This window comes from Olivibacter sp. SA151 (genome assembly GCF_054130995.1).
On sequence record NZ_CP096391.1, the window covers coordinates 5327257 to 5352388 of the forward strand.

The 25132-nt window shown below is 43.1% G+C and carries 18 protein-coding genes; 6 read left to right on the forward strand and 12 right to left on the reverse strand.

Annotated elements, in window-relative coordinates; genetic code table 11:
* Positions 1-44 precede the first annotated feature (44 nt).
* Positions 45-1115 (reverse strand): FecR family protein, encoded by a 1071-nt coding sequence (locus M1D52_RS21705; protein WP_437393521.1) that lies wholly within the window; start codon positions 1113-1115, stop codon positions 45-47.
* 582 nt (positions 1116-1697) lie between these two features.
* Between M1D52_RS21705 and M1D52_RS21710 the strand changes: the two genes are divergently transcribed.
* The 3 genes from M1D52_RS21710 to M1D52_RS21720 all read left to right on the forward strand — a co-directional run bounded on the left by M1D52_RS21710 (position 1698) and on the right by M1D52_RS21720 (position 4738).
* Positions 1698-2570: an AraC family transcriptional regulator gene (locus M1D52_RS21710; RefSeq protein WP_041387238.1), complete on the forward strand. Its 873-nt coding sequence runs from the start codon at positions 1698-1700 to the stop codon at positions 2568-2570.
* Positions 2571-2661: 91 nt separating this feature from the next.
* Positions 2662-4005 carry an amidohydrolase gene (locus M1D52_RS21715; RefSeq protein WP_437393522.1) on the forward strand — a complete coding sequence of 448 codons (1344 nt, stop codon included), beginning with the start codon at positions 2662-2664 and terminating at the stop codon, positions 4003-4005.
* A 64-nt stretch (positions 4006-4069) separates the two neighbouring features.
* A complete protein-coding gene (locus M1D52_RS21720; RefSeq protein WP_041387236.1) occupies positions 4070-4738 on the forward strand; it encodes an ankyrin repeat domain-containing protein in 669 nt (222 codons plus the stop codon).
* 26 nt (positions 4739-4764) lie between these two features.
* Here the strand turns inward: M1D52_RS21720 and M1D52_RS21725 are convergent, their stop codons facing one another.
* The 6 genes from M1D52_RS21725 to M1D52_RS21750 all read right to left on the reverse strand — a co-directional run bounded on the left by M1D52_RS21725 (position 4765) and on the right by M1D52_RS21750 (position 13865).
* On the reverse strand, positions 4765-5364 hold the full coding sequence (locus M1D52_RS21725) for an RNA polymerase sigma factor (protein WP_013665206.1): 600 nt from the start codon (positions 5362-5364) through the stop codon (positions 4765-4767).
* Positions 5365-5625: 261 nt separating this feature from the next.
* Positions 5626-6831: a purple acid phosphatase family protein gene (locus M1D52_RS21730; protein WP_437393523.1), complete on the reverse strand. Its 1206-nt coding sequence runs from the start codon at positions 6829-6831 to the stop codon at positions 5626-5628.
* 18 nt (positions 6832-6849) lie between these two features.
* Complete coding sequence (locus M1D52_RS21735; protein WP_437393524.1) at positions 6850-8610, reverse strand: RagB/SusD family nutrient uptake outer membrane protein; 1761 nt, start codon at positions 8608-8610, stop codon at positions 6850-6852.
* A 10-nt stretch (positions 8611-8620) separates the two neighbouring features.
* Positions 8621-11998 (reverse strand): SusC/RagA family TonB-linked outer membrane protein, encoded by a 3378-nt coding sequence (locus M1D52_RS21740; RefSeq protein WP_437393525.1) that lies wholly within the window; start codon positions 11996-11998, stop codon positions 8621-8623.
* 167 nt (positions 11999-12165) lie between these two features.
* Entirely contained in the window at positions 12166-13167 is a 1002-nt protein-coding gene (locus tag M1D52_RS21745) for a FecR family protein (RefSeq protein ID WP_437393526.1), read from the reverse strand.
* A 62-nt stretch (positions 13168-13229) separates the two neighbouring features.
* Positions 13230-13865, reverse strand: coding sequence for an RNA polymerase sigma factor (locus tag M1D52_RS21750; protein WP_289553855.1), 636 nt, complete (start codon positions 13863-13865; stop codon positions 13230-13232).
* Positions 13866-14079: 214 nt separating this feature from the next.
* On the opposite strand from M1D52_RS21750, the gene M1D52_RS21755 reads away from it, so the two are divergent.
* On the forward strand, positions 14080-15420 hold the full coding sequence (locus tag M1D52_RS21755; protein ID WP_437393527.1) for an amidohydrolase family protein: 1341 nt from the start codon (positions 14080-14082) through the stop codon (positions 15418-15420).
* Here the strand turns inward: M1D52_RS21755 and M1D52_RS21760 are convergent.
* The 5 genes from M1D52_RS21760 to M1D52_RS21780 form a co-directional block, all read right to left on the reverse strand.
* A complete protein-coding gene (locus M1D52_RS21760) occupies positions 15417-16562 on the reverse strand; it encodes a trans-sulfuration enzyme family protein (protein ID WP_437393528.1) in 1146 nt (381 codons plus the stop codon). The genes M1D52_RS21755 and M1D52_RS21760 overlap by 4 nt on opposite strands.
* Positions 16549-17454 (reverse strand): LysR family transcriptional regulator, encoded by a 906-nt coding sequence (locus M1D52_RS21765; protein ID WP_437393529.1) that lies wholly within the window; start codon positions 17452-17454, stop codon positions 16549-16551. Before M1D52_RS21765 ends, M1D52_RS21760 begins: the two co-directional genes overlap by 14 nt.
* A 91-nt stretch (positions 17455-17545) precedes the next feature.
* The gene (locus M1D52_RS21770; RefSeq protein ID WP_041388086.1) at positions 17546-19327 is read right to left on the reverse strand and encodes a cytochrome c oxidase subunit I; all 1782 of its coding nucleotides are present in this window, start codon (positions 19325-19327) and stop codon (positions 17546-17548) included.
* Between the two features lie 436 nt (positions 19328-19763).
* The gene (locus tag M1D52_RS21775) at positions 19764-20192 is read right to left on the reverse strand and encodes a lipocalin family protein (RefSeq protein WP_457941587.1); all 429 of its coding nucleotides are present in this window, start codon (positions 20190-20192) and stop codon (positions 19764-19766) included.
* Positions 20193-20722: 530 nt separating this feature from the next.
* On the reverse strand, positions 20723-22564 hold the full coding sequence (locus tag M1D52_RS21780) for a carbon starvation CstA family protein (RefSeq protein ID WP_289553853.1): 1842 nt from the start codon (positions 22562-22564) through the stop codon (positions 20723-20725).
* Between the two features lie 326 nt (positions 22565-22890).
* On the opposite strand from M1D52_RS21780, the gene M1D52_RS21785 reads away from it, so the two are divergent.
* Both M1D52_RS21785 and M1D52_RS21790 read left to right on the forward strand, forming a co-directional pair.
* Positions 22891-23754, forward strand: a complete 864-nt coding sequence (locus tag M1D52_RS21785) for an ROK family protein (protein ID WP_013665193.1) — start codon at positions 22891-22893, stop codon at positions 23752-23754.
* A gap of 211 nt (positions 23755-23965) precedes the next feature.
* Positions 23966-25132, forward strand: coding sequence for a DNA-binding transcriptional regulator (locus M1D52_RS21790; protein WP_013665192.1), 1167 nt, complete (start codon positions 23966-23968; stop codon positions 25130-25132).

Genomic DNA, 25132 nt, shown 5'->3' on the forward strand with positions numbered 1-25132 from the left:
GCATGCTTGGTTACGTTCTCCTGTTTATTCTGTTCATATCGGTTTTATTGTTGGTTTTTTAAAGTAAATATGACCATACCGTCTTCCAATTGATACCGCGCTTCAACAGCTTTGGCAATTAAGTCGAGCTTCTCCTGCAAAGAAACCTTTCCTAAAAAAGCCGTAATCGTTCGATTCGTCAAAACTTGGCTTTCAATCCGCACAGGTACACCATAATATTCCTGTATGATTTTAGCCACTCTATCCATTGATATATTTTGAAAATCAAAGGCTTTTTCAAAATCATCCTGCATGTGTAAAGCTTCTCGTGAAGGTATAGCAACGAGTGAATGATCCCCTTGCGTTCGCGTTTCTTCGCCCGCTTTTAATAGCAATCCATCGGATTCATCGGGTCTCGGTTTAGCCCGGTGTATTCGTTCCTTGACACGGACAGAGCCGCTCGTTACTACCACATGATGGTCTGCTACGCCTGGTTTAGCATCTATGAAAAAACTCGTTCCCAAAACCACTGTGCTCAATTGATCCGTATTAACGACAAAAGGTTGCTGTTCATTTTTAGTAATATCAAAGAATGCCTCTCCCGTTAGGTACACCGCTCTTTTAACAGCAAAGGAGTCGACCTGATAGCTTAGTTGCGACTTTGGTTGCAAGATAACGGTAGACTGATCCGGAAGTTGAACCAGTAAGGCCATATCTGCCGAATTCTTCACTTGCTTTACGCCTCCATCTTTTGCAATAACCACTTCCAATTTGGTCGAACGAGTAACTAATCCCTTCCACAATATAAGTCCGGACACAAGGACGATCAGTGCCGCAGCACTCCATTTATAGAGCTTTCCTTGCAGGGCGCCTATTTTTTTTGTTGTAACATTGCCCGCATCAAAGGCTTTATCTAGAATATTTTTTTGTAAGTCGTCCGTTCCCCCGTTTATTGGCTTTATCTGCATATGCAACAACATCTGTCGCGCTTCTTCTGCAAAGGGAACAAGTGCCGGAAAAAGAACAAAAACTTCTTGCCAGTGCCGGTCGCTATCCGGCCGCGGAAACCTCACCCAGTCAGCAAAATTGTCATCAGTTAAAAAATCGACCGTTTTATAATGTCTATAATGTTGCATGTGGCGTTCAAGCTCTGTCTCTAAAACTATATAGACATCAAAAAGTAAAATCTACTCATGCTTTTGCTTTTTTTTGAATAAAAATAGTTTTGGGATGTTAATTATTAGGTATTGGTTATTAGTTGTTAGTTATTGGTTATTGGTTGTTAGTTATTAGGAAATAGCTTTCGGTCAGCGATGGGTCGCACATAGCCTATGCCGGTTATAAGTGCTAGTTATACGTTTTAAGCAGGAGCTTGTGCTATTGCTTGTGCAACTGTAATGACTTGTCCTGCTACCTATGTCCTGCTACCAGTGTCCGTTTAAGGCTTAAGAGTGCTAAGTTATACGTAATTAAGTAAGGGCCTGTGCTATTGTAACTACTCGTTCCACTGTAATAATACATTATTAAAGCTGATGGCTGAAAGCTGACTGCTGATAGCTTTTTAGTTATAAGTGCTAAGTTATACGTTTTAAGCAGGAGCTTGTACTAGTGCAACTGTCTGTACCATGGTTATAATATGAGCAGGTGGCAATATGTTGTCGATAGAAAGCTGATCGCCGACTACCGAAAGCTGACAGCTAATTCACTATATTTACCTTATGCCCACATATAAAGAGGATCATACAATACCCATTATCGGAATCCATGGGTTTCGAAAAGGACAGATTGCCGGTCGTGAGGAAATCATATTCAATGAACTTCATGGTAAACGGCTAATCGAGAAGCCTCATAAACACGACTTTTTTATTATCATCCTCTTTGATCAAGCACAGGGAACACACAATATTGATTCGATAGATTATCAAATTGGCAACCATCAAATACACGTTTTATTTCCGGGCCAGATGCATAAATGGGATATCGAAACAGGAACCACCGGATATCAACTGATGATCGAACGTTCATTTTTCGAGCAATTTGCTCCCTATTTCAGGTTTTCCTTTACCAACTACCAAAATCACCCTGTTATTCAATTGACTGATGAAGCCTTCCAATTGTTATTATATGAGTTTGATGCTATCAAGCATGAATTAAAGAATGATCGTTCACTCGTACATCTGATCAGCGCTCGCGCTGCAGTCATTGCCGCAATTGTTAGTAAAGAAGCAGAAGGCACGTTCACCGAGTTCAAGGTTTATCAATCCAATCCCCGGCTAGCTAAATTCAACACCTTAATAGATGAATTTTTCAAGGAGCAGAAGCTAGTGACTTTCTATGCGGAACAGCTACATATTTCACCCAATTATCTGAATATCCTTTGTAAAAAAAATCTAAAAGTTTCAGCAACACAGCTCATACAGCAACGAGTATGTATCGAAGCAAAAAGAATGCTACAAAGCACAAGCCTTTCCATTAAAGAAATTGCTTTCGAACTGGGTTTCGTAGATCACGCTTATTTCTCCAACTTTTTTAAAACCCAAACAGGAATAACACCTTCGGCTTTTCGCGAAACAGATAAATTTCACAAGTAATAGCAGAAATCCTTCACACCTTATAAAAAGTAGGCATCGTACCTTTGTCATTAGGTATCGTATAATTTGAACGTGAACAAACAATAAAAAGATGAATCATTCAATGCTATCACGTAAAGAATTCCTTAAAAACGCAACCATAGGATTTGCAGGCTTATCACTCACGCCAGGTGTGGTCAATGCACAGGTTAGCAAAGGAGCAGCGGAGAGAAAAGAGGAAAAATTAATAGAGGCCGGTAATTACACGCTGAAGAATGTTCGCTTAGAAACTGGTTTCGAGTACGAAGACGGCGAAGTGGTTGCCACCAAAACAGCGCTTTTTTCCATTGAAGTAGCAAATAAAAAAATCAGAAAAATTAGTCCTAATCAGTCCACTGCGGAGGCAATTGATGCCAAAGGCCTACTCATGCTCCCTTCCTTTAGGGACATGCACATTCATCTTGATAAAACTTTCTACGGAGAAAACTGGCAGGCAGTAAGAAAAAGGACCGGTGGCGTAAAAGGAATGATTGCCCTCGAGCAGAAAATACTACCCGATATGTTGAAAAATTCGACTTACAAAGCAGAAAAACTTATTGAACTTCTTCAATCGAAGGGAACGTCCTTTGCAAGAAGCCATGTCAATATCGAACCAACGTCGAAGCTAGATTCCTTAAGACATCTTCAAAACGCTTTAGAAAACAAAAAAAATGGTTTCGGAGCCGAGCTGGTCGCATTTCCCCAACACGGCGTTTTTTATACCGATACCGTTCCCTACTTGAAAGAAGCAGCTAAAACCGATATAGATTTTATTGGCGGACTGGATCCTTATTCAATCGATGGCGCAATCGAAAAGACAATAGATTTTACCGTACAACTTGCGCTCGACCACAACAAAGGCATCGATATACACCTACACGAATCCGGAGAATCTGGATTGAGAACAGTAGAATACCTCATCGATAAGGTAATCGAAAATCCGAGGCTAAAAGAAAAAACTTACCTGAGTCATTGTTTCGTTCTTGGGAAGCTAGATGCTAGCAAACAGGAAGAAATCGCTGAAAGGCTTGGTGCCGCTGGAATAGGCATTGTTTCTACGATACCTTTCGGAGGACTGATCATGCCGATTCCCATCTTACTAAAGCACAAGGTGAAAATCATGACCGGGAATGATAGCATTATCGATCACTGGAACACTTTCGGAACGGGAAGCGTACTGCAAAAAGCGAATCTAGCTGCACAATTGTACGGATACACCACCGAATTTGACTTATCGAGAATTTTAAAGCTGGCAACCGCCGGTCCGCTTCCCTTGAACGATCAAGGGGTACAACAATGGCCTAAAGTGGGTGATGATGCTAATATAGTTTTCATCGAGGCCAGCTGTTCTGCTGAAGCTGTTTCGCGGGTTTCACCTGTTAAATCACTCATCTATCAAGGCAATATTGTCTTTTAAATTGAAAATTTTCAGCACTTGACAAAAGTGCTGAGGAGACTGATCATTCAAAACTAATTGAATTATGAAAACAATATTTTTTGTAATGATGCTCATAACGACTGTTACCTCATGTAATTTAACGATGCCGGAAAGTACAAAAAAGATCTTGAACAATCAGGACATTCTAAACCTAGTAGAAAAAAACGATATACAAGGCGTTTCTAAAGCACTGCAAAACGGAGCGGATGTAAACACAAGAGATAAGAGCAAACGATCACTGCTCTTGATCGCGACAATCAACCATCAAACTGAGCTGGCTAAACTGCTGGTAACGCAGGGAGCGGACGTCAATCTACAAGCAGATAACCAAGACAGCCCTTTTCTTTATGCCGGTGCTAGTGGACAAACCGAGCTGGTACAGTTATTTCTGAATCACGGAGCGCGTTTCGATATCTTCAATCGTTATCAAGGAACGGCGCTTATTCCCGCTTGTGAGCGCGGGCATATCGAAACCGTTCAACTATTAGCTAACACCAAAGGATTCCCGATAGATCATGTCAATCGCTTGGGATGGACCGCCCTGATGGAAGCCGTACTGCTAGGTGACGGAAGCGAAAAATACCAACGGATCGTACAGATCCTGAAAGACGCAGGTGCCAAGCTAGATATTCCCGATCATCAAGGTGTAACACCGCTTCAGCATGCACAAACCAAAGGATTTAAAGAAATTGTCAAGATCTTGCAACCTTAGTTATTTGTCAATACAGGCTTGTTCCTTTAGCTAAAAAACAACAATACGAAAAAGAAACACCAGTAAGCAATCAGTGTTTCATAGTCCACTTTTTTCTTGAGCGCAACCAGTGCCCCGCGCAAAAGATTGTAAACCGATTGATGATTTAGATTCATCATTTCAGCAATTTTTTGTTGTCGGAGGCCTTCATAAAACCGTAAATAAAGAATTTCCCGCTGACGAGGTGAAAGCTGATCGATATAGGACTTCAAACGCTTTCGAACAGCGGGGGGCGTTGCAGTCTGTTCATCCAGTTCGATAAAGAAGTCGGGAAATTGATACTCAGACTCCTGAAGCTGCTCTTTCATTTGCCACTTCGGAAGTTCACGGCCTATTTTATTTCGAACAGCCTTCATCAGGTAAAATTTCAAAGAAACCGGCTGCTGCAAGTATTGCCTTCGCCTCCATATAAAAAGAAACACCTCTTGTACGCAGTCCTTTACTAATTCCTCATCTGTGCACAAGCGCATGCCATAATCGTAAAGAGTGTCTGTATAACGCCTCACTAGGGCAGTGAAAGCCCCTTGTTGCCCATCAACCAGTCCATCCCACATAGACCGATCATCCCATGCCGATTGCTCTCTCATAATTGGTTATTTGATTCCGATTCGTTAGTTTTCCATCGAAGATGTTACAAAACTAATTATACCGGGAGAGAAAAAATTACAAGATATAACCTAATCTATCAGCAATTTTAGCATTTATGAACCTTTTACGTATATCCCGGATAGTTCGGAACATTCTTCAACATGTTAAGCAAGTATTAAGTTATCGGACCAATTCCCACGAAAAAGCCTTGGCTTAAGAGCCAAGGCTTTTTAATTTACTCGAGCTTATCCCCTATGTGATTATTTTCTCTTACGTGCCACCAAGCGGTAGGTTCCTACTTCAGTTCCCGTGTCAGCTAGCATGGAAAGATTCAATTCTCTTTCGTTGGCCTTTAGTTTTATCAATGTACGATTTCCTTCTTTTGGGCCCCCACCAATGATAATGGGATAACTGTGACCTTCCTGCGGTTTGTGTACACCGTAGCGATGGGTATGTCCTGAAATAACCATATCAACTCCGTACTTTTCAAACAGCGGCGAGAAGAGCTTCCGACAATGCATAGTTCCATGCCAGTCGCCTGAATGGAAAGGAGGAATATGCATTAGTACCACGCGAAAGGCAGCTTCCTTTGCACTTTTGCTTTGTAACTCGGCTTCCAGCCAGCGTGCTTCCTCTTCCCTAAAGACATCAAAAGCGGCCAACCCGTCGTATTCCACATCGTCGTCTACCTTGTCTTCCCCCGTATCCAAAGCAATAAAATGCACTGGTCCACGGGTAAAAGAAAAATAAGGCTGATTATTTATATTTTCAAAGTAATCAGTCAGATGGTAAGCAAACTTTCCACGCGTCTCATGGTTTCCACGAACAAATAAAAAAGGCTTTTCTGACGCAAATATTTCCGTACACGGCTGAATCAGGTGATCAATCAGTTGTTGTTCACTTTCCTGATAGTCAAACATGTCTCCATTCAAAAAAACAAAATCAAAAGGATCCGTGCCATTTAACTTCATGAGCTGACCAAAAGAAAGAGGCCGATCGTGAATATCGTTAAAGATCAGCATGGAGACTTCCCTATTGGAAGGATCGGGTGTAGTAAACTGATAAAAGTCGCTAAAGATCGTTTCCCCGAATGTTTTCTCATAAGGTTTAAACATCTGTATCTCGCGCGAACACACGCGATAACGATAAGTAACGCCAGGTTTTAAATTCCGGAGCATAATTCGATGCATGGTATTGTTCGCAACCACCAAACCCAATACGACAGCCTGCGCTTTTCGCTGCTCGCCACCTTTTACTTCCTGAAATTCTACCCAACTATGGCTCGGTTTAGCTGTTATCCAGCAGATGGTCATCGCATTCGCCATTGGGTTTTGCAGGTACGGCTTCGTAAGAAACACATGGCTTGCCTGAGATTCTGCACCGATCCAGGCCGGAGCAATAAACCCTATCGCACTACTTTTAGAAATCACCGATACAAAAGCCCTTCTATTTAATTTTGTTGTCATGCCAGTCATTCTTTAGGATTAAAAATTAGGATTTTGCTGTAATTTAGGATTCTTTTGTATTTCCCCAATGGGAATAGGCGCAAAATAGCCCTTTACATTAAATTGGCGCGGTGCCACATCAATTATTTTGTATTGATAGGTGTAAGTCTTCCGGTCTGCATTGAGCTTCGCCAAGATATCTATTCCTTTTGCCGGTACGTTCATTAAACTTTCAGCAATCAACCAGCGTCGCATATCTAAGTAACGATGCCCTTCGAAAGCCAGTTCATACTTACGCTCATAACGATACAGATCGACCAAAGCCTGTCCACTGACCGTTGAGGTCGGCATGCCGGCACGTGTTCTTACCGTATTGATTGCTTCCCGGGCCTCTGATTCCCTACCTAAAGCGAGGGCGGCTTCGGCATAATTCAACAAGATTTCGGCATAGCGAAAAATGATCCAAGGCTGCTCTCCGCGAAAAAACTGACCATCTACATTGATATCCAGAAATTTTCGGGTATAGTAGCCCGTGATGGAAGCATTCCAATTCTCAATCGGACTATAACGGGTGTCCACGCCCCATACTTCCTCAATTTTATTGGTGGAGGCATTATATACTTCCTTACGCCCCGTTTGAATCACATTGTCGGGATCCAGCGCCGCCGCGTCTGTGGGCCGCTGTCGCCATTTGGCACCATTATATAAAATAGACGCATAAAATCGCGGATCACGACCTACATATGGATTTGCTGCATCCTCCGGATTATTCCAATCAAAAGGAGAGCCATCCCGTTTTTGATAACCCGAAACAAAGTTCTCTATCGGCAGGTTGCCACCCCAGTTATGATAACCATTTGGTCCGTTCCATAAATCCACGGATGTACCTTTCAATTCTTTGTTATGCAGAATGGCAAAAATGATCTCCGGATTATGATTGTCTAAAAATACTCGTCCGTAATTTTCGGTAGCAGAATCTGTAGGTTGGTATAAACGATGCGGCCCTGGGTTATCCAACAGATCTTTGGCCGCCTCATAAGCTCGCTGCCACCGTTCCTGCCGGTTACCACCTACATAGCCTACCAAAGCATTGCTGTTTGCAGCTTTATTATATAGATCACTCGCTGCATATAAAAGGATGCGCGATTTAGCCGCCATGGCGGAAAACTTGGTAGCCCGTCCCTTATGATCCGCCCCGTAACTTTCCGGCAATAACGCAATCGCTTGATCGCAATCAGCCACAATTTGCTCAACGCAGTCTTCAAAAGAACTACGCTCTACAAACATTTCCTCACCACTGTCCAAGCCGAATGATTTAGTAATCAACGGTACCCCGCCAAAATGACTTACCAAATTCAGGTAAAAATAGGCGCGCAAAAAATAAGTTTCTCCTAACAAACGATTTTTCATCGCTTCGTCGGTAAACGGCACACGATCCATATTCTCAAAAAGGAGGTTACAATTCCGGATCGCCTTATAGTACGGTTCCCATCGTCCGAACTGGGTTAAGGTTCCCATATTTTCCGGTGTAAAAGTCCCTTTTAAAACGACGTCCGTGCCCTTATCACGTAAGTACATCCCTTCATCTGTAATGGCGGTATGCATCACCTTCCAACTATCGATAAAGGGGTCCCACACGTCCACATACAATTCATTTACATACGATTGTACCAAGGCAGGATCCTTCCATACGTCCGCATCGGAAATGGAATCCATGGGTTTCCGATCCAAAAAATCGTCCTTACAGGCACCGAATACCAAAAGGAAAAAAAGTACCGCAATATTATATCTTTTATTCATGATTTAGCTTTTAGAAAGTGAGATTAGCACCTATATTATAGATCTTGATTTGGGGATAATAATGAGCTTGATTTCCATTATCCTCTCTGTCATGGATTTCAGGATCAAAAATCTTCATTTTATCCCAAGTAAACAGGTTTTGTCCACTGAGATAAAAGCGTAAACCTTTCAGCTTGATTTTTTCGATCACGTGTGCCGGAAGGGAATAACCAACCTGTAAGGTCTTCAGACGAACATAATCGGTATCCCATAACCAATGGGAATTGCCCTGCGTAATCCAATACTCACGCGTATCGTATACACGAGGAACATTCGTGTTCGGATTATCCGGTGTCCAGCGATTTTCTACAAAAGCAAGGGGAAAATTCCCGATCAGGCCCGACTCAGTTCGCACGTATTGCGAGCCTCCCATAGCGCCCTGAAAAAGCGCCGAAAGATCAAAGTTTTTGTATTGCAAATTAATATTCAATCCGAAATTCCATTCGGGGAAAGAAGGTTCAAAACGGATACGATCCAACGCATCTATTTTGCCATCTCGGTTAAAGTCCTCAAAGATCACATCTCCCGGGCGGGCACCCGACCAATGAGGATAATTTTCCAGCTCCTCTTCGTTTTTGAATACCCCGATGGCATGGTAATAGAGCCCGGATCCAATGCGAGAACCGGTATATTGTTGGTATGCCGGGATATTTTGGGATTCATCCCAAAACAGAATCTTGTTGCGCGCAAAGGAAACGGTGCCACTGATGTCCATTCGTAAATTCCCGAAGGTATTCCGATGGCTTAAAACCGCGTCAAAACCTTGGTTACGAACTTTTCCTAAATTCTCGTCAGGTAAGGAAAACCCTGCATACTGTGGTATTGACTGCGCACGCGGAATAAGAATTTTATCACGATCTGCACGGAAATAATCGAATTCCAGTCCGAAACGACCATTCCATAATTGAGCTTCCAAACCGACGTTTAAGGTATTGGCTACCTCCCAGGTAATATTGGGATTAGCCACTCTCACTGGATAAATTGCGGGATTGAAGGTTAGGTTATCTCCGAAAATTGCTCCCTGGAGAACACTATTTTTCTCAAAACCATAATTACTTAAGAACTGGAAATTATCGATTTTATCATTTCCCATTTGCCCATAAGAGGCCCTTAATTTCATGAAATTGACGGTTTTCGCATATTTGGTCCAAAAAGATTCATTGGATAAGACCCAACCGGCTGACACCCCGGGAAAGAAACCATAACGTTTCCCCGCGGGAAAGTTCTGCGAACCATCTACCCGAAAATTAAGGTCGAGTAAATAGGTATCATTGTATTGATAGGATACTCTACCAAAATAATTTCTTCGGGCAAATTCATAGCCATACCCTTCCACCCTGCGCATGTCCTGACCTCCCGCAAAAAGTTGGTCAACCACCGGGGATATAAAGTCCCGACGATAGCCCAGAATGTTGGTTCCCTTATCCACATTTTGCTCATATGCCACAAAGCTATTCAGACTATGCTTGCCGAAAGAGCGTACATAGTTGATCTTTGTATTAAAAAGAACCTGCTGATTCTGATCATAACGTTCGGTCAGTTCCGGCGAATTAACACCCCGTTGGGCGGCGACCAACTTCGGCTCGTTATTTTCGTCAAAACCGCCAAAGGAATACAAGGTCCAAGGCTTTACAAAATTTTTGCGGTGCAGCACCTCTACACTCGCTGCATAGGTTCCATCCACAAATAAGCCTTCAACTCCCGGAATCTTGATTTTATAACCAATAATCGCATTCCCGAGGTTAATCACATGGTGGTTATACCCAGCTTCCTCTGTGGATGTCACTACGGGGTTATTACCCCCTTCAATATCCGGCCCGGGGAGGCCGTTTGGCCAAATGGCTGTTTCCGTTGGTCGACCACGTTGAATAAACCGGAAAATATCGCCCGCTCCGCGCGGCGCATAATTTCGGTTGGTATGCCGCCCCTGCAAATCAAAGCTCAATTGTATATATTCGTTTACCTTCGCATCCAAATTAACCCGTAAGTTTTGTTGCTTATAATTGGTTGCACTATTCCTGTACACGGCATCTTCATATTGGGAGCCCAATGAAACAAAGTACTTGATATTCTCCGATCCCCCGCGCAACCCTAAATTATGTCGATTCTGTAAGGAAAGCGGTTTAATAACCGCATCGATCCAATCCGTGTTCGGATGGGTATAAGGCGAAGAACCATCGGCAAATTTCTGGATATCTTCTGCCGAAAATTTAATAGGCTGCCCCGCATATTCAAGAATCTCATTGGTCAGTTGCGCGTATAACGGAGCATCAGCCATTTTGGGCATTCTCGTTGGAGTCACAAAACCCTGGTTAAAGCTATAATCGAGCGTCGGCTTTCCGTCAATTCCACGTTTCGTTTTTACTAGGATAACACCGTTCGCTGCTCTGGCACCATAAATCGAAGCGGAGGCATCTTTTAATACCGATACCGTTTCAATGTCATTCGGGTCCAATTTGTCAAGTCCTCCCAATAAACTCGGTACTCCGTCGACAACTAATAGCGGGCTATTATCGCCCAGCGTACTTTGTCCGCGTATAAACAGTTGCGCTCCGCCAGAACCCGGTTCGCCAGTCTTTTCCAGTCCGGTAATCCCCGCTACACGTCCTGCCAGCGTATTGGCTACATGGGTCGTAGGCGCCTTATTGATCTCTTTCCCCGAAACCGTTGCAACCGCTCCCGTTACTGTGGCTTTCTTTTGTACACCATAGCCAACCACTACTACCTCACTCAAAGCGGCACCTTCTTCATGCAATTGCACATCGATCGTTTGCTTTCCTTCTACCGGCACTTCCAATTGTCGATAGCCCACATAAGAGAACAAGAGTACATCACCCTTAGCGGCCTGAATACGATAATGCCCTTGACTATCGGTATTCGCACCCTTACCACCACCTTTCACCAGCACACTGGCTCCCGGTAAGGGGTTTCCCAAGGTGTCGGTTACACGACCGCTTACCAGCAGTTGTTTTATAGCATCACTCTTAGCCTTCACATTGTTGAGCGACACGGCGATGGTATGGTTAATTTGTCGGAAAGACAATCCGGTTTGGGTCGCAAGCTCCACCAAAATATCCGATACCGCATAAGTTCCGGAGATTGAAACCGGACTTTTATAACTATCCAAGGCTTTTGGATATAAGAATTTATAGTTTATTTTCGACTCCAACACTTCGAGCACTTGCTTAACGGTTGCCTGTTTCATATCCAAGTGAACGGTCAGCGTTGCGAGTCCCTGTGCTTTTCCTGTAGTGGCAAAAGAACAGGATAAGCTTATTATAAGAAACGCAATAATGGTTGCGATACGCATAACTATCCTAATTACTACTTGTTGTAGTATTAATTTCATAATTTTGAGTGTTTAATGAATATTGAGTTCGTTAATCCGTAGCAGCTTTTCTTACCGGCCAAAGTATTGTTAAGCTGCCGTCGGCGGGAACATTATCCGATGTTCCCGCTTCTTTATGTATTTTATGCTATGTCGGTTTCATTTTTATTATTTTTGAGGTTGATCAATTAAGGACACTTTCCGTCTGTAATGACGATTTCATTTCCGTTAGTTGTATACCGCAGCTTCAAGACAAAAGCCAACGAGTTTAACACATTATATAAACCGGTATTGGTATGCTCCCCGGCTATCACGCAATTCTTTAATTTTTCTTTATCAATACGGATCGTTACACCATACCAGCGCTCCATTTCGCGTGTCGCCTGCCAAAGGGTTTTATTATTTAAGTTGAGCACCCCATTTCGCCAGCTCGCGCTTACCGAGGCGTCTACGGCTTTCACCGCCGATAAACCCATTCCTTCCAAGTACTCAACTTGTTGATTCGGTGCCAATACCCGCTCCTCCTTTTCACCGGTTACTTTCACTTTGCCCGACTGTACAGTAACCACCAAAGGCTCATGCTCAAAAACTTTCATATTAAAAGCGGTTCCCAATACTTGCGTAACTAGCCTTGAGGATTCCACGTAAAAGGGTCTTTGGTTATCTTCTTGTATCTCAAAAAAAGCCTCTCCTATTAACTTGACTAAACGAACGGAATCATCAAATCGCTCGGGATATACCAATTTACTGCCTGCGTTTAACCACACCCACGAACTATCGGGCAAACGCAGCTTGGCGCGGGTACGGGCGGGATTCGTTATTGTCTTCCATACCAATGTCTTTGCGGATTCCGAAGACAAGGCTTCTCTCTTTTTCAAATAATTTAGCAAGACCACACTTCCAACAAGCAATAAAGTGATGATAGCTGCAGCCTTCCAGAAGGGCAAGCTCCTCGATTTGCTTGCCGCCACGGTACTGATGGATTGTTCTCGCAGGTGCTGCAACACATCCTCTAAACGAGCTACTTGCTCGTCGTCCAAACGATCCATATATTGCCCCAGCTCTTCGAAAAAAGCCTGAGATTCTTCCGCTGAAAGGTTATCAAACCAATTAATCAATTCCAACCGCTCTTCCTCCAGCAAGGTGCCGGCTAAGAGTTTATGGATATATCGGTGTGTCGTATACTTCATGTCTTTATGATAAAGTGTATACGAACAAGGAGCCCACATCCCCCTCTCCCTTTAAATTTTTTTTATTTCCCTAGAAAAAGACCGACCACGAAAAGGTAAGCTAAGTCAGTATACTCGCGTAGGTAGCGCTTTAAGAATGCATTTGTTCTTGCCATATGACGTTCGATGGCTTTAGGTGTAGTATTTTCGAGCTGAGCGATTTCTTTATAGCTCAACTGTTGTTCGCGGCTGAGCCGGAAAATTTGCTGCTTTTCCTCCGGCAATAACTGTAAGGCTTCTTGCAATTTATCGTTCAGTTCCTTATGATAAAGGTTTTCAAGCACCGTTTCCTCCAAGCATGGTTCCGTAGCCCTTTCCTGATTCCAAACCTGTTGAAGTTGTTGTTTTCGTTTTAGGTCGACAAAAAGGTGGTGAGCTATCTTGCGCAGGTAAGCCTGTAGTGATTTGGATGGATCGATCGACTCGCGCTTTTCCCAAAGCCTTACAAATGCATCCTGACAAATGTCCTCCGCCAACTGAAAATCAGTCGAAAGCAATTTAAGCTGAACCAGTAGCCTCAGGTAAAAGCGATCATAGAACAACTGAAAAGCACGCGTATCTCCCTGCCGAATAGCATCCGCTAAGGCCGTGTCAGAAGGGCCAGCTTTGCAACCAACGCCTTCAGCATGCTGATTTTCGCTTAGCTTTTCGATATCCATATCAACAGGCAAAATGAGCCAAAAAAGATGTCTTTTATATTAAATTAATATTAAAAATGCTTTTGGGTTTATACTCGGCTTTGCATAAATTTATGCATAGACACGGATGAGGCAAACATAGGCAATCCTCGCACGTTATGCAAGTGGTACGATGTGTGATTTGCCCGCACGTTAAAAACAAATTGCTAACTTTAAACGCCCAATATAGACAGCTATGGACAAATTATTGCTATTCCCTTTGCTTTTATTCTTCCTTGCCTGCTCTTCCTCTCGCCAAGAAGCTGACACCGCTGACGACACAAAAATAATATTAAAAGATGCCTTGGTAATTGATGGAACCGGTGCGGCCCCCCGTCAAGCCGATATAGCCATTTTCAATGGTCTCATTGCTGCGATTGATTCCCAATTAGATACAAGCGATGCAAAAGTGATCAATCTCGCTGGAAAAACAGTTCTTCCTGCTTTTATCAGTGCACATGTACACATCGGCACCTTGAAAGGAACATCAGCCAGCGCGGAAAATTTTACACGGGGAAACATACTGCGCCAGTTGCGAAAATATCAACAATATGGCATCTTACAGGTCCTTTCTATGGGCACCGACCGACCGTTGTTATTTGAAAATCAACTATACGATTCGCTCAAAAATGGGCAATTGGACGGCGCGCGACTGTTTTCAGCGGGCATTGGTTTCAATGTTCCGGGAGCGGTACCCACCGGTTCGCCCATGGATCTACTCTATCGGCCAACAAACGCTTCAGAAGTACCTGCCTTGATGAACCAATTAATGCAATATAAACCCCAAGCTGTCAAAATATGGGTAGACGATTTCGGTGGTACCGCAAAAAAAATGGACCGCTCTATATACCAAGCTATCATCCAAGAAGCTCATAAGCACGATATTCCCGTGGTAGCGCATGTGTACAACCTGGAGGACGCCCGTCAACTCGTTGCCGATGGTGTCGACGTGCTTGGCCATAGCATTCGCGATCAATTAGTGGATGACGATTTATTAACCCAAATGAAAACCAATCGAGTGGCCTATATTCCAACACTCACACTCGATGAGTTTGCTATCGCCTATGCCTCGGATCCCGAATGGATGAACGATCCATTCTTTAAACAGGCATTGGAACCGGGTGTCTACGAAATGCTCAGTGCCCCCGATTACCAAAGCCGGGTAAAAAAAGATCCACAATACGAAAGAAAAGTCTTAGCCCTCAAAAATGCGCTGGCGAACGTATTGCGCATGGCAAAAGCAGGCATACTGGTGGGATTAGGCACCGATTCCGGTGCTTCGGCGATCCGTGTACAAGGTTATGCTGAACATCGCGAACTGGAACTGCTTGTACGCGCGGGCCTAACACCCTTAGAAGCCATTTCCATTGCCACGCAAAATGCCGCTAAAATCCTCCGCATCGACAAGCAATATGGCACCATCGAAAAAGGCAAAGTGGCCGATTTACTTATTTTAGAGGCAAACCCATTAACGGATATCAGAAATACGCAACAAATAAATCGGATAATGAAAGCAGGTAAATGGGTGAGTGATTAATCCCCCGCTGCCTGCTTGATAGCCGACTTTAAATCGGCGATCAAATCGTTCTGATCTTCAATACCAACAGATAATCGCAACAGATTATCCTTTATCCCGAGTTTCAATCGCTCCTCCGTCGACATTGCTCGATGCGAAGTTTCGGCGGGCGAGCAGATTAAGCTTTCAACACCTCCTAAACTAAGTGCCGGACGGATGAGGGCTAAACTTCGTAGAAATTTATGGATGCGTTGCTTGTCAAGATTAAGCTCAAAAGACAACATACCGCCGAAGCCGGTCATTTGTATGAGCGCAAGTTGATGACCTTGATGAGATGGTAGCCCAGGATAATATACCTGCTCGATATAAGGGCTTCTACTTAGGTATTCTGCCAGTTTAAAGGCATTGGAATTTTGTCTTTGGACCCTGATGGCAAGTGTTTTAATACTCCGTTCTGCTTGGTAACATTCATAGGGAGATAAAGATCCCCCATACATGCGGGCAACGGAAAGAATAGTTTCTTTCAAATCACTTCTTATAGAAGTTAAGGCTCCATAAGGAAGATCATTATGTCCGCCTAGATACTTCGTGCCGCTGTGCAGGACCAAATCAACTCCCAACGAGAGAGGGCGTTGATTAATCGGCGAAGCAAAGGTATTGTCGACCACTGTGAGGATGCCATGCTTACGAGCCAAGGCAGCAATTTCCCGCAAAGGAGCTATACGTAACAGTGGATTCGAGGGGGTTTCCAGATAGATTAGCTTCGTTTCCGGCAATATCTGCGCTTCAAAGTCTTCTAACGCGCTGCTTGCGTAACTGAAGGTAATGTTCCTTTTTGGCAACTCTTGTTCGGCAAACTTCCACGTCCCACCATACAGGTCGCTTGAAAAAATAATATGTTCCTTCTGCTTAACCAATGAAAGAATTGTCGTGCTGATGGCGGCCATTCCAGAACTGAAGACCATTCCCCAGCAACCTCCCTCCAACTTCGAAATAATCTCTCCGAGCCGTTCCTGATTATATGTAGAATAAAAGCCTGGATATCGTAATTGATCTTCCTCTAGATAACTATAAGCCGTTGACGTCGAAATGGACGCCGTTACAGCTCCTTTTTCCCTTTCCTCATCCACCGGATGTACACATAGTGTTTTAACGTTTTTCATGTAAGTTCACTAAATTGATTTCTTCTCTCAAAAATTTAATAAAGTAGTCAAAATAAACCGGATATTCCCGAGCCCTTACTCTCGCAATATACTGCTGCCTAAAGAATCCCTCCGGATTAATCTTAATGGCTTTGATTTCATCATTTAGATAAGGTTGCAGGGCCCAATTTGCCAATACAATCACGCCCATATCGGCCTTAACCAGTTCAATGGAAGCTTCGGTTAGCGGTAACACGATCAGCTTCTTCGGACTGATTCCTTTTGGACTTAGTTGCGTTCGGAAAATAGAAACCGTATCTAAAGGAAGCGAATGGATAATCAGTGAGACGTCTTGAAAATCCTCGGCCGTTACAAAGTCTCTATCACACCAAGGATGCTTGTTGGATACAACCACCAACATCTCATCCATAAATAGCGGAACAAACTCAATCATTTCCACTTGTTCAGGATTACTCGTTATCGCAATATCGAGCACGCCATCATTCAATTTTTCGATTGGCCGATGTGTTGCCTCAAAAACAATCTCAATGTCGACGTTGGGAAATTCGCCTTTAAACTTTTTCAATACTGCCGGTAACCAATGATAGCTGGTATAGCACTCCGTACTAATCTTAATAACGCCTACCTCCCCGTTTACCATCTTTTTAATTTCAGCATCAGCTACATCCAATTCCCTGAGTACCTTCTCCGCAGTTGCATACAATTTCCTTCCAACAGGTGTCAGAATAAGTTTTTTATTCCTTCTATAAAAAACCTGTGTTCCAATTTGTAGTTCGGCTTCTTTTAGTTGATAACTTAATGCACTTTGCGATAAGTGCAATACACCCATTGCCCGCGTAATACTACCCTCTTCCACAATGGCCTTAATCAGTCTGAGATGCCGTATTTCCATCTTTACTTGTTGAATTTTGTTTACTTTCCACTAATCGGGATGATTTACATAAATGGTTTTACAATAAAGATAACATTCCTTTTCTAATGGTTTAAGTTGATTGTGAACGCTCTGAGCCACTTCGTTCTTGTACATATTTTTTTAACATTTTTTCTTTTGCTATATCTCCACCGAAATCGAATGGCAAATTAGAATCCATTGTCTCCGATAAGGGCGTCGTTTGCGGGATAAAATCATCTTTATGTCCAGGTTTACTATAATCGTAAGGCCATCGATAAACCATTGGGATTTCTCCTTCCCAGTTTCCATGTATATGTTTCACCGAGGTCGTCCATTCCAAGGTATTCGATTTCCAGGGATTTCGACTTGATTTCTTACCATAAAAAATAGAATAGAAAAAATTAAATAAGAAGGTAATTTGCGCGAACGCCCCCATTACAGCTGCCCACGAGATGAAGCGGTTAACACTGAGCCATTCGTGCATAAATTCAAATTCAGTAAAGACATAATACCGGCGAGGAACACCATCAACCCCCATAAAATGCATGGGGAAAAAGACTAAATAAGCACTGATAAAAGTAAGCCAAAAGTGGAGATAGCCTAGTTTGGATTCCATAAGCCTTCCAAAAAACTTGGGAAACCAATGGTATACACCGGCCAACATACCAAAAATTGCAGCACACCCCATCACTAAATGAAAGTGGGCCACAACGAAATAAGTGTCATGCAGATTAATATCCAGGGACGCATTGCCAAGAAATATACCCGTTAACCCACCAGAGACCAAAAAAGAGACAAAGCCAACAGCGAACAACATGGCTGGCGTAAAATGGAGATCGCCTCGCCACAGCGTTGCCAGATAATTAAACGTCTTAACCGCCGAGGGTACAGCAATGATCAGGGTAGTAATCATGAAAACGCTTCCTAAAAAGGGATTCATGCCCGAAACAAACATATGGTGTCCCCACACGAGAAAGGATAATACAACAATTCCCAATAATGAATACACCATGGCATGGTACCCGAAGATTGGTTTACGTGCATGTGTAGAAATAACTTCCGACACGATACCAAAAGCAGGCAATATGGCAATATAAACCTCCGGGTGCCCAAGAAACCAAAATAAGTGCTCCCATAAAATGGTGTTACCACCTTGATTGGGCAATAAGTCTCCTTGAAGTATAATATCAGACAGATAAAAGCTAGTACCGAAACTACGGTCAAATATAAGAAGAACCAACCCTGCTACTAGTACCGGAAATGATAATAAGCCCAATACCGCAGTTAATAAAAGTCCCCAAATCGGAAGTGGCATTTTCCACAAATCCATACCCTTCGTACGCATATTAAGAACCGTACTGATATAATTTATAGACCCCATGAGAGAGGATGCAACAAAAAGGAAAATGCTAATGAGCCACAAAGTCATTCCTGTTCCCGAACCTGATATTGCCTTTGGTAAGGCGGAAAGCGGTGGATAAACCGTCCATCCTGCGCTAGCCGGGCCAGTCTGTACAAAGAAAGAGCTTAAGAGCACGAAACAGGAGACAAAGAAAAACCAGTAAGACAACATATTCAAGAAAGGGGAAGCCATATCACGTGCGCCGATCTGAAGTGGAATAAGGAGATTACTGAAGGTGCCGCTTAAGCCTGCTGTTAACACAAAAAACACCATAATCGTCCCGTGTATAGTAATAAGAGCCAAATAAAAATCAGGACGTATACGCCCACCTTCCGCCCAGCGACCTAAAAAGGCCTTTAATATTGGAAATGATTTTTCCGGCCAGCCAAGTTGCAAGCGGAATAGTACTGATAGAAAGAGTGAAAAAAATGCCATCATAATGGCGGTTATCAAAAATTGTTTCGCAATCATCTTATGATCTGTACTAAAAACATAAGTACTGAGAAAAGAGGATTTATGCGCATTCGGATAGTCGCGTACAGACGACAGTTGCGTATATTCAAAATTGGACATCTCCTTTGATTTTATGTAAACGAGTCAATGAAGCTTGATCAAGCAACGTAAGCAAGTTAGTTCATCTCGAATTACATCAAGAATATTTTCGATTGAAATATTAACTGATATCCATGTAATCTATTGATACAATCGTCTGTAATTTGATTACCTTGCCCTGTTTCAAGCGAAGGAACTAATAGGAAACGTTTAGGTCATTTATCAGGCTTATAGGAAAGTAATCCGCAAGACGAAAGCGTTATCTAATACATGTATGAAAAAAACACCTACGGATACCGATATTCATAGCATAGTCAAACGACAAATAGAGAATTGACAAGATAAAATTAATATACTATTTCCTAAACAGCAGTGCTACTTGCTCTCCGTTGGCTATAATCGTCATTTGTAGCGTTTCGTTGTTGTCATTTAGTACAATATTTGCTCGCTGCCGTTCGTCTCCATCTACTAAGTAATACGTGCCGTTGTCATTGATCCAATTAGATTGAAGCGTCTCTGTTTGACAATCACCCGAATTTTCATTCGGAACGGATAAAGTGAGATTCATCGTGCCTTCGTTGATCGTCAAACGCGAATCACGGAAACAGGCATGTTCGGTTACATCCACCGCTTGCTGACCGTCATAGACCGCGCGTAAATTCCATGTCCCGATAGCAGGATCGCTTACTTTCAATTGTTCGTCGTCTTCTTTGGAACAAGAAAGATTGATTGCAACTAGTACCGTTACCAAAAAGAGTTTTAGAAAAGAAGGGGTTGTTTTCATATCGATTGTTAATTGTGACATAGCAACGATGAGCAGGGCCTCGTCCGTACCCACCTTATAAACAGTACTAAATTAACAAGATTAAATAGCCATGTAAATCACAGAAAACCCTTGTTTTAACTCATGGATTTCCGGTATATAAGGGTTAAGTTTTCGCTATCAGTTAATACCGAAGAAGTTAAATCGTCGAGTTGTCGAGTCGTTAAGAAGTAGTTGAATAGTTGAGTCGTTAAATGGTTGCAGTAGCAGCTGTATTCGGTAACGCCTACGGCTTATGGCTTATAGCTTAATAGCCAATATGATAATGAGAAGGGCTAGCGCGACTGAAAGCTGACGGCTGACTTCTGACAGCTTGTTAATTAGCCAATGGGACAATATGCCAATGTGATAATGAGAAGGGCTAGTGCAACTGAAAGCTGACCTCTGACAGCCGAAAGCTAATTCCTAATCGCTAATACCTAAAAGCTAAATCCTAATCCCTAACACCTAATTGCTTATATCTAATTGCTAATCCCTAAAAGCTACCGCACTCATCGCTCCACAAGCTCCTTTACCTGCTCGCCGTAATAGTCTGTCTGATGGCTATTCAATTGCAGCAATTGATACCATTTCCGGAAGGCTCCTATAAATACCACAAGCATAAGCAGCATCGCCAGCGTCGCCAATCCGGCCAGCAAGTATTCTCCATGAGGAAGATAGATATCAACGATTTGCAGATAGCCTGCCCAAAAAGTGATAAAAGCCATAAAAACACCGGGTACGGCCGCACAGACTGCATGTTTTCCACGATTTAAACGGATCAGCATCGTCGTACACACAATCAAACCACAAGCAGCCAAAAGTTGGTTGCTGATACCGAACAAAGGCCAAATACTGCTTACATTGCCGGTATAAACGAGATAACCCCAAGCGAAAGTAAAAAGCAAACTACTGATCACAATTCCCGGTATCCAGTTCTTATCATTGAACTTCGGCCATACAGTGCCCAGCATCTCTTGCAAGAAGAAGCGCCCCACACGCGTACCGGCATCAATAGCGGTTAAAATAAAAACCGCCTCAAACATAATAGCAAAATTATACCAGTAGGCCATAAGGGTGTCCATCCCCGGGATCTTATTAAAGATATGCGCCATACCCACGGCAAGAGAAACGGCACCTCCTGTTCTACCGTGAAGATCTACCCCAATCTTTTCCGAAAAGTAATCGATATCGACCCCATGTAAGGCAGGATGGGCGGCTAAAAAGGCGTCGTATCCTTCTTTCGGCGTATTGATAGCAAAATAATCCCCGGGCATCAACGTACAGGCGGCAATCAGCGCCATCAGCGCTACGAAACCTTCCACCAACATGGCACCGTATCCTACAAAAAGAATTTCGCGTTCATGGGCAATCATTTTGGGGGTTGTCCCCGTTGCGATTACCGCATGAAAACCCGATATAGCCCCGCAGGCAATCACAATGAAAATAAAAGGAAGTACCGGTCCTCCAATAACCGGCCCACCTCCATGGATGAAAGAAGTAAGTGCCGGCATTTCTAAAGTGGGATGGATGAAAATAACCCCAATGGCTAACATCACAATGGTACCTATCTTGAGATAAGTCGAGAGATAATCTCTCGGCACTAAAAGCAGCCATACCGGTAATACCGATGCGATAAAACCATAAGCAGGTATGGCAATGGAAATGGTGCCAATGTCCCAGCTGAATAGCTTATTGATCGCTTCATGCTGCATCAAGCTATGACCGCCAATAATTCCGGCAATCAATAGCACGCCCCCCAGCATGCTCGCAAATAAAACACTGTTTGCTTTATAGCGCATGATCAAACCCATGATGATCGCAATGGGCATCGTAATCAACACCGTAAAGAGCGACCACGAGGCTTCGTGCATCGCGTTAATACAGGCCAAAGACAGTCCTGCCAATGTTAAAATAAGAATAAACAAGATGGCAAAGCCCGCTACTGTCCCCGTGATCTTACCGATTTCTTTGGACGCAATGGTGGCCAGGCTCTGCCCTTTATGGCGCACCGATGCAAAAAGCACCACCATATCATGCACACCACCCCCCAGCACACAACCAATAAGTATCCAAAGCGTCCCGGGCAAATAGCCGAACTGCGCAGCCAAAACCGGTCCAACCAACGGCCCCGCTGCAGCAATCGCCGCAAAGTGATGCCCAAAGAGAACATTCTTATTGGTTGCCACATAATCTTTGCCGTCCGCAAATTCAATCGCCGGTGTAACATGCTGATTATTGAGTTTCAAGGTTTTGTTTGCCAGGTAAATGCCATAAAAACGATAGGCTATGGCAAATAGGAGAATAGACGTAAAAACGAGGGTGAGTGCATTAATACCGTTTAGCGATTCCATCGATTGGTCATATTTGGGTTTACAATAACGTGATACACAAACATAAGTAAAATACGCGAGATTACGGCGGCCTCAACCGCTAACAGCAAGCAGGCTTAAACATGCCATTTCCGGTACGTACAACTATTTCTTAACCTATCCGTAAAGTTAACATCATGTCAACGGGCTTTCTTTGTTCGAACAATCTAATCGATCCAATGATCAAGCGAAATTGCCAACGGCATAACCACGCTAAGGGATAAATTTATAGGTATTGAATAGTACATTTTGAAGATGCGCCCGTATTATAAAGGTATGAACAAAAACCTTTGTAACTCAGCGAAAAAATGGTAATAGGTGTAGATATAGGAGGCACTAATATTCGTGCCGGATTGATAGAAAATGGTGTTGTTATTCATCAAAATCAATGCGCACTGCAAAACAAGGATTCAATGGAGGCTACGCTCTACCAACTTATAGAAACAATTAAACCACTAACCACCCAAGCCGTTGAAGGAATCGGTATTGGCGTTCCATCAGTCGTGGATATTGAACAGGGCGTGGTATATGATGTAGCGAATATTCCTGCTTGGAAAAGGCTTGAATTGAAACGAATTGTACAGGAACGGCTTCATCTGCCCGTGAAGATAAATAACGACGTGAATTGCTTTACCTTAGGCGAATATCACTATGGTGTCGCAAAGGGGATAGGATCGCTTATTGGCGTTACAATCGGAACGGGTATGGGGGCAGGGCTAATACTCAATCATCAGCTTTATATGGGCCATAATTGCGGGGCCGGCGAAATCGGGCTCTTACCTTACCTGAATAAAACACTGGAAGAATATGTAGGCAGTCAGTTTTTTATGGATCGTATGCAAAAAAGTGCAGAAGAGATCGCAAAAGAAGCTATTGGAGGTGATCATCAGGCAATGAGGCTTTGGGAAGAGTTTGGCCTTCACGTTGGCGAGGCACTGAAAATAATGCTTTACGCCTACGATCCTGAAGTGGTCGTATTAGGCGGGTCCATCTCCAAGGCCTACCCTCTTTTTAAGAAAAGCATGGAAGAGTCAATGAGGTCTTTTGCTTATTCCAACACCTTACAAAAGGTGCGCGTGTTGGCTTCCGAGCATTCGCATATCGCACTTTTGGGCGCAGCCTCCTTAATCCAATTTGATATGAATGTATTTGCAAAGGGAACTAGGATTTAATGGGAGATACATAAATGTAATATAACAATTTGCGGGAAAAAGATCGGTGTTGGCTATTTATGTTTAACTTTATTGTACGTATTGCTTATCAGGATTTAAGACAAGCTTTTAATCGAAATACATGCAAATGAATCCTACCGATATAAACCTGATTCAATAAATAACATAAGAGGTGATGCATAGATGGCAAAGAACTAATTTTTAAATAGCGATGGTTTACAAAGTGATTCTGCTCCTCGATTTTGCCGAAGAGTACAGCAAGAGCCTGTTGAAAGGTATAAAAGCCTACGCCAAAGAGTCCGGAAAATGGCTGTTTTGCTCCATGCCTTTGTTTCATCGGGAAACTTTGGGCATGTCAGGGATTTTGCGGTGGGCAAAAGAGTGGGGAGCGCATGGAATCATTGGTCAGCTATACAATGATCCGGAAATCGACCGGTTACTGGATGCCAATATTAAAGTTATCGCGCAGGATTTTAAGGAGCGTTTTCATAACATTCCCAATATCACCGGAGGCTATTTTGAAGCAGGTGCCATGGCCGCAGAATATTTCTTAAAAAAGGGCTTTACCCACTTTGCTTTTTATGGGTTCAAAGATATTGTCTGGTCGCGAGAACGGGCTACAGGATTTGAACAGCGATTGGCATATGCGGGATTTTCGGTACACTATTTTGAACATACCGGGCCTACTGCCGATGAATTATGGTACTACCGCCCCAGCGCGTTGAGTCGGTGGCTCAAATCGCTACCGAAACCGATTGCTTTGATGGCCTGCGATGATAATCAGGGACAACATATTACGGAAGCATGTCGGTTATCCCATATCCGTATTCCCGAAGATATTGCCGTATTAGGGGTTGACAACGACGAAATGATCTGTGAACTCTCCGATCCGCCCTTATCAAGTATTTCATTAAATGCAGAGAAGGGCGGGTATCAAGCGGCACATAGGATGGAACAAATGATCCTGACAGACACCTATAATGGTGAAGATATTTATGTCGGACCACTGCAGATTATTACTCGCCAATCCACCGATATTTATGCAACTAACGACATCCAAGTGGCGGCTTCTTTAAAGTATATCCATCATAATATTGAGAAAAACCTGTGTGTACAAGATGTATTAAAGGTGATTCCTTTATCCAGGCGTGTATTGGAGAAGCGATTTTTGGAATGTACGGGAATGCCTATCTACAAGTATATTTCGACCTTAAGGATGGAAAAATTTGCCGAAAAAATCCTACAAACAGATCATGCAATTTATGAGATTGCGCTCGATTTGGGTTACGAGGACAGCAAAAATGTAGCACGCCAGTTTAAACAGATCTATGGTTGCAGCCCTTTCGTCTTTCGTAAGAGACAACAGCTAAGGAGGTAA